This is a genomic window from Oribacterium sp. HCP3S3_B9 (genome assembly GCF_052064255.1).
Classification (GTDB): Bacteria; Bacillota; Clostridia; order Lachnospirales; family Lachnospiraceae; genus Oribacterium.
In genome coordinates this window covers 51,148-62,102 of sequence record NZ_JBQHVY010000017.1, presented here as the reverse complement: position 1 = coordinate 62,102, position 10,955 = coordinate 51,148, and the positions used below count along the sequence as shown (strand labels likewise).

Genomic DNA, 10,955 nt, shown 5'->3' with positions numbered 1-10,955 from the left:
GGGGCGGAGTGTGCAAAAAAAGATCTGAATGATAAATAAAACCCCCCCGCCCGGCCCCGCCGAGAGTGGGGGGGCCCAACGGCTGCCGGCCCTCCGGGGTTCTGTTCTTATGTCTCTGGCAGCTCGTAGCTGGCCTGCGGTAGTGTGAAGGTGAACTCGGTGCCGACGCCCTCCGTGGAGACGCAGTCGATGTTCTCACCGTGTGCGGTGATGATGGACTTCACGATGCTGAGACCGAGACCGGTACCGTGCTTGTCCTTGCCGCGGGACTGATCCGCCTTATAGAAGCGGTCCCAGATCTTCGCGAGGTCCTGCTTCGGGATACCGATGCCGGTGTCCTTTATGGAGACGAAGACCTTCTGGCCGCGTATCCCGGTGCGGATCGCGATCGAGGATTTCGGATTACTGAACTTCAGCGCGTTATCGATCAGGTTATAGAGCACCTGCTGGATCTTACTGTAGTCCGCGTAGACCATCTCCTTCTTCTCGGCGAAGGTCAGCTCGAAGACGAGCTCCTTCTTCTGACAGGTCATCTCGAAGCTCGCACAGACGTCACGGATCACGCGGTTCACATCAAAGTTCGTCCGGCTGAGGAAGCCCTTCTTATCCAGGGTGCCCAGACTCAGCATTGACTGCGTCAGCTTCGTAAGGCGCTCCGTCTCGGAGATCAGGCGCATGAGGTACTTCGGCTCCAGCTCCTCCGGGATCGTACCGTCGAGGATGGCCTCGAGGTAGCCCTTGATGGAGGTCAGCGGAGAGCGGAAGTCATGGCTGACGTTCGCGATGAACTGCTTCTGATAGTCGTCCGACTTCGAGATCTCATCCGACATGAAGTTCAGGGTCTCCGCAAGGTAGCCCATCTCATCCTCCGAGTTCGTCGTGATCTTGTAGTGATAGTCGCCGGCGGCATACTTCGTGGCTCCCTCCGTGATACGCTTCAGCGGGCGGTAGACGATGACATAGAAGACGGCCATGATCAGCAGCGACAGGATGAAGATGATGAGCGCCGTGAGGTAGACGATGTTCAGGATGTCGTTCTGTGAAGCGACGATGTTTTCGACCGGTTCATGGATGAGAACATAGCCGCCGGTCATGTAGCCACGGGTCACCGGCGCCATGACCGAGAGGACCTCGTCCGGATACAGATCGTGATAGCGGCCGAGCTTATAGCGCATGCCGGTCATCGTGCTGTCAAAATCCGGGATCTCGATGTTCTTATGTGCCTCCTCCGCGGTGTCGCTCAGCACCTTTCCGTTTCGGTCCACGATCCAGATGTCGACATCAAGGAAGGTGGAGACCGCCTTCATCTGCTGACTCACCGCGTCGGTGCTCAGGTTCAGGTTTCCCGTCTCGGAATAGGTCGAGGAGATCAGTGTCGCCTCACTGTAGAGACTGTTCGCCCGCTCCCGGATCAGGTAGCGGTAGGTGAGTCCGGAGGACAGGATCGCCACGACCATGAAGCCCAGCACACCGAAGACGATATACGCCACGATAAATTTTACAAATAAGGATCGTTTCACTTTAGTTCGTCAGGACGAGCTTCGCGCTGCCGTAGATGCCGGCGTCGTTGCCGAGGGTGGCGAGCACGATGTCTGCCTTCTTCGTGAGGATCGGCGTGTAGTCTGCATAGTGCTTCTTCACGAGGTCGATCAGGTACTGACCGGCTCTGGAAACACCGCCACCGATGACATAGATCTCCGGATCCGCCACCATGGAAATCGTGGCGAGGGCACGGCCGAGGTAGTACATACTGGTGTCGATGGTCTTCACCGCGAGCGGGTCACCGGCCTTCGCACAGTCGCAGACATCACGGGCACTCAGCGCATCGCCGAACGCACGCATCGTGGAGGCTTCGTCGCTCGCCGCGAGATTACGCTTTGCCTCGCGGACGATACCGGTCGCACTGGCCACCTGCTCGAGACAGCCATGGCCGCCGCAGTTGCAGGCCTCCTGCTCACCGTCACGCACCTGGATATGACCGATCTCTGCGCCGGCGCCATGGACGCCTGCGATGATCTGACCGTCGATGATCAGTCCGCCACCGACACCGGTGCCGAGGGTCACCATCACGAGATTTGCGTGGCCCTTACCGCCACCCTGCCACATTTCGCCGAGGGCGGCAACATTGGCATCGTTACCGACGGCACAGCGGATCCTTCCGCCCATGAGCTCCTGCATCTCCTTCGCCGGCCAGTGATCATGCCAGCCGAGGTTGACGCAGACGTGCACATAGCCGTTCGGCTCGACCGGACCCGGCACACCGATACCGATGCCCTCGATGTCCGTGAGCTCGATGCCCTTCTCCTCGAGGCGCTTCTTCAGCGCATCTGCGACATCCGGAAGGATATACTTTCCGTCCTCTTCCTTACGGGTCGGAACCTCCCACTTATCCATCAGAACACCGGTGAGTGTGAAGATACCGCACTTCACCGTCGTTCCGCCTACATCAACGCCTACACAATACTGATTCATATGAGCCCCCTCCTGCTACTTCAGCTTTACAGATTCCATCGCGCCCGCACTTCCGATGAGCAGATCGAGGCCCAGCGGATTCTTCATGCCATGCGCTACCCGCGCTCTGGAGATCGAGGTATCGATGTTGCCGCTGTACTTCAGTGTGCCGCTCATGTCGTAAAGCTGGAGCGTGGTATTATTATAAACCAGGACCCTGTCCTGATCGATATCGAAGTTTGTATAGTTCAGCTGGAACGGCGTCGAGAACACCGTCTGGCCGTTCAGCCGGTATACGGTCAGCATGTACGGATCCACGGAGGTCTCCGAATCGCTGTTATCCGTGATGATGCCAATGTAGTCGTCCGCATAGGTAATCGCCTGGATCGTCTGCTCGATCTCGACCTTCTGGCTGAGCTCCGGACTCGTCAGCACCTTCGTACTGAAGAAGGCGATGCCGCCATCATAGAAGGCCTGTGCATGCGTATCATCCGAGAAATGCACCCGTCCGGCGAGATGTCCGCTGAAATCGTCGGTGAAGCCACCCACGACACGGTTACTGCCGGCATTCTGGCCGATCTCACTCAGATTATAGAAGATGACCTTGTTCTGGATCGTTCCGTTCTCGATGGAGGCGAACGACGCGATCAGCTCCGTGCCATCCGGTGATACTGCGATATCCACTGGATATCCGTCACCGTCGAGCACCGACTTGATGGAAATATCCAGCGCCGCACCCTCCTTCGAGAAGACGGTGATATAGCTCGCCTTCGAATCCTCGAGAAGTGCATAGGTGACGCCGGTGCCGGCCACTGAAATCTTCGTAATCGGTAGATTCGTCTCTGCCTGTCCGGTGGTACCGGTCTTATTCATGATATAGATCGCGGTCTTACCCTGATCGGCGATTGCACAGTAGTCTCCACTGATGGACACATACGGACTGTTCATCTCGTAGGACTGATTCCAGATGGTCTTCCCCGACGAATCGATATAGGTCGCACCATCACGGGTCACCTTCAGGAAGCCGTCGCCGAAGATCTCATAGTCCTCATAGTCCGACTCGCTCACGCCGTTTTCACCGGTGAAGCTGTTTCGCCAGTTCTGCGAAAAGCCTGTATACGGCCGCTTCATCATATATACTGCACCCGCCACAAGCGCGCCGAGCACCAGTACGACGACGAGAAAAACGAGGAGGCGGCGACGACTATGTCTCCGCTTCCCCTTCTCCTCAGCCTGCTCCGCCTCCTGCTGCAGCAGCTCCTTCGTATCGACGACGCGACGGCGCAGCTCCTGTTTTCGATTTTCTCTCTCAATATCTGCCATGTTTTTAATATAAGCTGTGCGGATATACGCCCTGATCTACGAGCTCCTGTAAGGACTGCTGCACGGCTTCCTTATCCTCTGCGTAGGTCACGCCGAACCAGCGGTCATGATCTTCCAGCACCTTGACCGTCGCCTTACCCGCGAGCATCAGCTTCGAAATCTCCGCCGGAAGGAGATACTCACTCTTCATCTCCTGACCGTGCTCGTCGAGCCATGCCGGGAAGTTCTCGATGAGGACATCCAGGTACTTCTCCGGAAGACCGAACATGTTCATGGAAACGATCGCATTGCCATCGACCTCGACCGGATTTCCATCGCCATCCTTACCCATGAGCTTTCCATCCGCCTGCTTCGCGATGTCGTAGGTCTCGTCAATCTCATGAAGATAGCCGCCCTCGCCCATCACACAGACACCACGGTTGACGGTGCCGTGATCGGACAGGGTGTTTCCCACGATGTAGCCGGCCATGCACATATCGAAGGCCGGTGCATCCTCATCCATCGTATTTACGAGGTAGTCATGAATCAGTTTGAAGCCCTCACGGCCATAGAAGTCGTCCGCATTGATGACGGCGAACGGGCAGTCGATGAGATCCCGCACCTGGATCAGTGCATGCGCGGTGCCCCACGGCTTCTTTCTGCCCTCCGGTACACGGTAGCCCTCCGGCAGCTTGTCGATCTCCTGGAAGGCATACTTGCACTTCGCGATCTTCTCGACACGGTCGCCGATGATCTCACGGAAATCCTTCTCGATATCCTTACGGATGATAAACACGATCTCGTCAAATCCGGCTTCCAGTGCATCGTGGATGGAATAATCCATGATGATCTCACCACTCGGTCCCAGCTTCGCCAGCTGCTTGATACCACCGCCGAAACGGGATCCCAGACCTGCCGCCATAATTACCAGTGCCGTTTTTTTCATTTTACTTTACTTCCTCTCTCGTCCGCAGAACGCGGGCAATCTCATATCCTATGCTTATGTATGTTTCTACTGAACCACATCTCCCCATCATCCCGACATCGGCAGGTAAGAGAAGTGCATATTCATATATCAGTAGCCGAGCCACGCGCCGTCTGCGCCGACGTGAAGACCATCCGGGGTAGTCGTGTTCGTCAGCATCGCCCCGAAGGTGCCGTCGTGCAGCTGGTTGAAGTAGTAGAACTTGTCGTTGATCTTCCACCAGCCATGGAGCATCGCGCCGTAGGTCGCGCCCTCGGTCGTATTGAGCAGATACCAGCGGCCATCCACGCGCTGGAGGCCGGTCAGCATCGCGCCGTCTGAACCCATGAGGTACCAGTTGAGGCCGTCTGGACAGATCCAGCCGGTCAGGAACTGATTGCCGGCGATGTAGTACCACTTATTCATGTACTGCATCCACTGTCCGCTGCCCGTGCCGGTCACACCGGTCGGATTCAGGGTGCTCGCCGGACTGCCCTGCTGGAGGTTGAAGCCCGGACCGAAGACCTTTTCTGCGTTGTTCTTCACCTTAACGGTCGAGTTACTCGTCACGATCGCGTTGGAACGCGCGGTCGGGATCGAGAAGCTGTAATCGGATTCGGTCTTATCACCATCGACCGTCGCGTCATCACAGATGAACATGGACTTCGCGATGAAACCGCCGCCATCGCCGGAGGCCGCTGCCTGCACGGAGATGTGGTCGACCGAGCGGCCACCCGAGCTGTAGCTGGAGACATTGACCGCGTGCTTCGGACCGGTCACCGAGGTTTTATTCTCGTGATAATCACCGTCTGCGTCCGTCCAGTAGATGTAGACGTTATACTTCGTCGCGTACATCACCTTATCCCAGCTGATCTCGTCGCCGTTATGCTCGAAGCCGGTCGGATTCTTCAGTACGTAGAACGGGTAGGTGGTGCAGCGGAGGCGGATCGCGTTTTCGTTCCGGCTCAGCATCTCGACCTTCGTCGCACCGAGGACCTCGACGGCACAGGTTTCGGTGAAGCTGTTTCCCGCCATCGGGTGAACCTCGATCGTGTAGGTGTAGGACTTGCCCGGCTTCGTACGGTCGCCGGAGGTGCTGTAATCATACACGAAGTAGAGATGATCGTAGGTCGCCGGCTCCTCACCGCTCGACATGTCGCCGGCGGTCATGCTGCTCTCCTCTTCCGGGGCCAGATCGATGCGGACCGTGCTGATCCCGGCTGCCAGCGCCGTCATCGCGCTCATCGCGGACAGCATCACGCAGGCTGCCGCCGTCAGGAAAAACGTACGGAGTTTCATCCTCGCTGCTCCTTTCTTTTCTATATCATGAACCTTTTCGAAGGGTTCGTAAAGTGTCGATAATGCATCATCTTATTGTACCAAGTTATGCAGGGGTTTTCAATAAGAGGGCGGCGGACAGTAGGGATGGCATCAAAATCTTGTAGCAGTTCAGGCAGGGGACCCGGAGGGGCGGCAACGGAGGCACAGTACTCCGAGACCGGTTCAATCTAAGCCGGGGACCCTAAGCGGCACTAGGCCCTCTGCAATCGCTGAGTTTTCTTCATGAAAACTCAGCGTTGCTAGAGGGTGCTAAGGAAAAAAGTACCAAGTGCCGCTAAGGGGACCCGGCTTGATTTCACACGGTCTCTACGTATGGCCTCCGTTGCCGCCCCTCCGGGTCCCCTGCCTGCCTGAACTGTTACAAAATCTTCAAATCAGTTGGCTTTAACGCCGCGCAGTGTTAAAATGCTACTTATGTATGTTTCCGCACAGGGCGGAGAAAAATCCAGGAGGACGATCATGCTGAATTTTGCAAGTGATTATACAGAGGGCTGTCATCCGAAGGTGCTGGAGGCACTGACACGGACGAATATGGAGCAGCTGACGGGCTACGGTACCGATATCTACAGTGACCGTGCGAAGGAGAAGATCCGCGCATTTATCGGACATCCGGAGGCGGAAATCTTTTTCCTGACCGGTGGCACGCAGACGAACCAGACGGTAATCGACACGACGCTTCGGATGTACGAGGGTGTGGTCGCTGTGCAGTCCGGTCATGTCAACTGTCATGAGGCGGGTGCCATCGAGTTCACAGGGCACAAGGTCCTGGCGCTTCCGAGCCACGACGGTAAGATGGATGCCGCGGAGCTCGACCACATGGTGGCGGCGTTCTATGTGGACGGCGACCATGATCATATGGTATTCCCGGGCATGGTCTACATCAGCCATCCGACGGAGTACGGAACGCTCTACCGGAAGGCGGAGCTAGAGGCGATCGCTGAGGTCTGCCGGAAGTGGAAACTTCCGCTCTTCCTCGACGGCGCACGTCTCGGCTACGGACTCATGAGCCGTGACACCGACGTAACGATCGAAGACATTGCCCGCCTCACGGATGTGTTCTACATCGGTGGCACGAAGGTCGGCGCGCTCTGCGGCGAGGCTGTCGTGTATCCGCACGGCGGGGCACCGAAGCAGATGGTAACGATGATCAAGGAGCATGGCGCGCTGCTCGCGAAGGGCCGCCTCAACGCCGTGCAGTTCGACGCGCTGTTCACCGACCAGCTCTACACGGAGATTTCGGTCAATGCCATCGACCGCGCAGAGGAGCTCAAGGCGGTTTTCCGTGACCGCGGATACGCGTTTTTCCTGAACTCTCCGACGAACCAGCAGTTTGTGATCCTGCCGAAGACGACGCTCGAGGCGCTGAAGGCACGGGACGTCATCTGCACCCCATGGGAGCCGTACGGCGAGGACCAGATGGTCGTCCGCTTCTGCAGCTCCTGGGCGACCACGAGCGCACAGGTCGCTGCCCTCGCGGAGATTCTCGACGAAGTGAAGAAATAAAAAAACCGGAAGGCACTGCACGGGTGTCTTCCGGTTTTAAATTTTACTTTCCGAGAATCGCGTCGCGAAGCGGTGCAGCGATCTTCTCGAGCTCGGCCTCGTCGGTGATCTTATTCATGTTCGGATCCATCGCGAAGGTGCCGCCCCACTCGAACTGATCCTTATACTTCGGAACGAGGTGCATGTGAAGATGGCAGCCAGTGTCGCCGTACATACCGTAGTTCAGCTTGTTCGGGTGGCATACCGCATGAATCGCATTGGCAACCGTTACGACATCCGCGATAAATGCTGCGCGATCTGCCTCGCTGAGCTCCAGCATCTCGGATACGTGGTGCTTCGATGCCACGATGCATCTGCCCGGATGGCTCTGCTCCTTGAAAAGATAAACGGTGGAAGCCGGCAGCTCACAGATCTCATAACCGAACTTCTTTACCAGCTCGCCCTTTGCGCAGTATGCACAGTCTGGATGTTCCTTCGCCATATCTGCCATATCAAAATCCTCCTTTTTCATGCTCATGCTGTCGACCAGCACGCTTATGTTCATTCTCTACGATTATATCACCGATGACGCAGTATGGAAAGCGCTTACAGAGTGATGTTGCAGACCATCCTTTTTATTCTGATAACTCTTTTAACACATCACAAAGCAGTTCAAAGCCGGTCTGTATATCCGCTGCAGCGGTGGCTTCTGCCGGATTATGGCTGATACCTCTGATACTCGGCACGAAAATCATTGCGGTCGGGAAATGCTTTCCGAATACCATCGAGTCGTGACCGGCACCGCTGTTCATATGCTTATATGCCAGTTGTTTTTCTTTACAGTGCCGTTCGATCACCTGAATCACGTTCGGATCCATCTGTGCGGACGCCAGGCAATGATTCTTGCTAAGCCGGGTCTTAAAGCCCTTGCGTTCGATGGATTCCAGCGCACGCTTCAGAATCACTTCATCCTGAAGCAGTGCCTCTTCGCTGCCATCGCGCATATCGATGCGCAGATCTACGTGATCTGCGATGACGTTCTGCATCCCAGGAAATACCTGCAGCATGCCATAGGTCAGGGTGGCGGAAGGGGCCTGCTCCATCATCTGACGGGTAGACTCTGTGATAAATTTCGCAGCAGCCACCACCGGATCGTGCCGTAACGGCATCGAGGTGGTACCTGCATGGTTCTGGCTTCCCTGAATGGTCAGCTCATAGTTAAAGATACCGACGATGCTGTCCACAATACCGATCTGCTTCTGCTCACTTTCAAGCACCGGTCCCTGTTCGATATGCAGCTCTACGATCGCTCGAATATCGTCACGTTTCGCGCTTTTCAGCGCTTCCGGCTGATACCCGGCAGATAACAGTGCTTCACGAAGTGTGACACCATCACGGCCGACTTCCTCAAGATCCTCCTCTTTCAGCGTGCCACAGATCGCACGGCTCCCCTGACAGCCGGAAGCGAAACAACTGCCCTCTTCCTCCATCAGACCGACCACTTCCAGGCTGTGCTTCGGAACGTAGCCCGACTGTTTGAGGTATCCCAGCGCGGCTACACCGGTCACAACGCCCAGTGCGCCATCATATTTTCCACCATTCTTTACAGTATCCAGGTGGGATCCCGTCAGTACGGTACCTGGCTTTGTCCCCGGAAGCCGCCCATACACGTTCCCGATCGCATCCTCTCTGTATTCCAGCCCCTGCTCTTCGATCCACTCACGCAGGATGTTCTTCGCGATTCTGTCTTCCGGAGTGTACGCTGCACGCCAGATTTCTCCGTCGATACGTGTCGCATCGGCCAGCTGGCACAGCATCTCTTCTATTTTTAACCCAGCTTCGTTTCCCATCATAAATGTCACCTCATTTTCGAGAGCACTATCGAATAACCGTCCGATTTTGAATATGTGAATACATTAATACTTTTTATCGTTTTTGCAAGAGAACCTGAACTATTACCGAATACCTAATAATATCGTAAGAATCGGTAAGCTTCTCTCTATAGCATTTTCCGTTCGGATTCGCTAACATAGAGATAGTGAGCTTCGCGTGATACGTATCCCGAATCGTAGACGGCTTTTGCTGTCCATCGCAGGGGCTGGTGAAATCCGTTTTCACGAGTATATGACGTTCCCGGAAGTTTTTGGAGGGTGAATGTATGAGAAAGAGCATGAAGAAGTATCTGGCGGCGGTTGTGGCGATGAGCGCGCTGCTGCAGCTGACCGCGTATGCGGGGCCTGGTTTTTCGGCGAGCAGTTCGCGGGCGGCTGCGGCGGCTGCAAACGCGCAGTATGAGGCAGCGGCTCAGGCGGCAGCTCAGAAAGCAGCTCAGCAGAAGGCGCAGAATAGCACGGGTACGGGCGCTTCCATCAACATGAATTCGATCAACCAGGGCACCGTATCACCGGCGGAGGCCATGGCCATCGGTCAGAAGCTCGCCACCGTGAACGGCATGAGTGTCACCTACCAGCTGCCAAACAATCAGACGGAGGTCCTCGACGGTCTGACGATCGCAACCTGGGTAAATGGCAGTCAGGGCCTGACCGTATCCGTCGATGCGGCGAAGGTGGCCGCCTATGTACAGGGGCTCCGGAATAAATATGATACCCCGGCCGGTACACAGACCTGGCAGAGTGCGGACGGCACGACGAAGTCCATCAAGACCGACTATGGCTGGCACATCGATCAGGCGAAGGAAACCGAAGCCCTGATTGCAAACATTCAGAGCCTTCAGTCCGTGACCCGCGAGCCGGTGTACGCCTCCCGCGCCGTGCAGACCGAGATGCCGCAGTGGGGAAAGACCTTCGTGGAAATCGACATCTCCTCCCAGCATGTCTACTTCTATCAGAATGGCAACTGCGTCTGGGACAGCAAGTGCGTCACCGGTACCGCGACAGATCCGGACCGCGCCACTCCGACCGGTGTCTTCGCGCTCAAGTACAAGCAGCGGGACCGTGTTCTCCGCGGACGCATCAATCCGCAGACCGGAAAGCCGAGCTATGAATCTCCGGTCGCCTACTGGATGCCGTTTAACGGCAACATCGGTCTCCATGACGCAAACTGGCGCTCCAGCTTCGGCGGAAACATCTACCTGAAGAGCGGCAGCCACGGCTGCATCAACCTGCCACCGAAGAACGCGAAGACGCTCTTCGAGCTCATCACGCCAGGCACGGTCATCGTGGTATGTGACTGATGGAAGGTCGGAGACATTGACCTAAGCCAGCGTGTTTTCTGCTTTCAGAGCCCTATACAAAGATTTGAATCATCATTGCCAGAAAGGCCGGCCCGTATCAACTAAGATTAGTTAAGCGGTCCGGCCTTACCTGTGCCTGGTCACGAGTGAACAGCAACCACGATGATCGATATTTTTATGCACATTCTTCAGGCTATAACTATTCGTAAATCATAGTGTGCT

Annotated in this window: 9 protein-coding genes; 2 read left to right on the top strand and 7 right to left on the bottom strand. The window is 56.1% G+C overall.

The genetic code is table 11. From position 1 onward, the window contains the following. Nucleotides 1-107: 107 nt before the first annotated feature. The 5 genes from ACTNC3_RS08965 to ACTNC3_RS08945 form a co-directional block, all read right to left on the bottom strand. Entirely contained in the window at nt 108-1,520 is a 1,413-nt protein-coding gene (locus tag ACTNC3_RS08965) for an ATP-binding protein (RefSeq protein ID WP_441227200.1), read from the bottom strand. A 1-nt stretch (nt 1,521) separates the two neighbouring features. Then, complete coding sequence (locus ACTNC3_RS08960) at nt 1,522-2,472, bottom strand: ROK family glucokinase (RefSeq protein ID WP_441227199.1); 951 nt, start codon at nt 2,470-2,472, stop codon at nt 1,522-1,524. 15 nt (nt 2,473-2,487) lie between these two features. After that, a complete protein-coding gene (locus tag ACTNC3_RS08955; protein WP_441227198.1) occupies nt 2,488-3,774 on the bottom strand; it encodes a DUF5711 family protein in 1,287 nt (428 codons plus the stop codon). Between the two features lie 4 nt (nt 3,775-3,778). Further along, nucleotides 3,779-4,699: a sugar phosphate nucleotidyltransferase gene (locus tag ACTNC3_RS08950; RefSeq protein WP_441227197.1), complete on the bottom strand. Its 921-nt coding sequence runs from the start codon at nt 4,697-4,699 to the stop codon at nt 3,779-3,781. Nucleotides 4,700-4,828: 129 nt separating this feature from the next. Next, nucleotides 4,829-6,016 (bottom strand): hypothetical protein, encoded by a 1,188-nt coding sequence (locus ACTNC3_RS08945; RefSeq protein ID WP_441227196.1) that lies wholly within the window; start codon nt 6,014-6,016, stop codon nt 4,829-4,831. A 501-nt stretch (nt 6,017-6,517) separates the two neighbouring features. Here ACTNC3_RS08945 and ACTNC3_RS08940 point away from each other — a divergent pair. Next, a complete protein-coding gene (locus ACTNC3_RS08940; protein ID WP_441227195.1) occupies nt 6,518-7,561 on the top strand; it encodes a threonine aldolase family protein in 1,044 nt (347 codons plus the stop codon). A 43-nt stretch (nt 7,562-7,604) separates the two neighbouring features. Here the strand turns inward: ACTNC3_RS08940 and ACTNC3_RS08935 are convergent, their stop codons facing one another. Beyond that, complete coding sequence (locus ACTNC3_RS08935; RefSeq protein ID WP_410043282.1) at nt 7,605-8,051, bottom strand: HIT family protein; 447 nt, start codon at nt 8,049-8,051, stop codon at nt 7,605-7,607. A 124-nt stretch (nt 8,052-8,175) separates the two neighbouring features. Beyond that, a complete protein-coding gene (locus tag ACTNC3_RS08930) occupies nt 8,176-9,393 on the bottom strand; it encodes a M20 family metallo-hydrolase (RefSeq protein WP_441227194.1) in 1,218 nt (405 codons plus the stop codon). 305 nt (nt 9,394-9,698) lie between these two features. Here ACTNC3_RS08930 and ACTNC3_RS08925 point away from each other — a divergent pair, with 305 nt between their 5' ends. Further along, the gene (locus ACTNC3_RS08925; protein ID WP_441227193.1) at nt 9,699-10,733 is read left to right on the top strand and encodes a L,D-transpeptidase family protein; all 1,035 of its coding nucleotides are present in this window, start codon (nt 9,699-9,701) and stop codon (nt 10,731-10,733) included. The last annotated feature ends 222 nt before the right edge of the window (nt 10,734-10,955 follow it).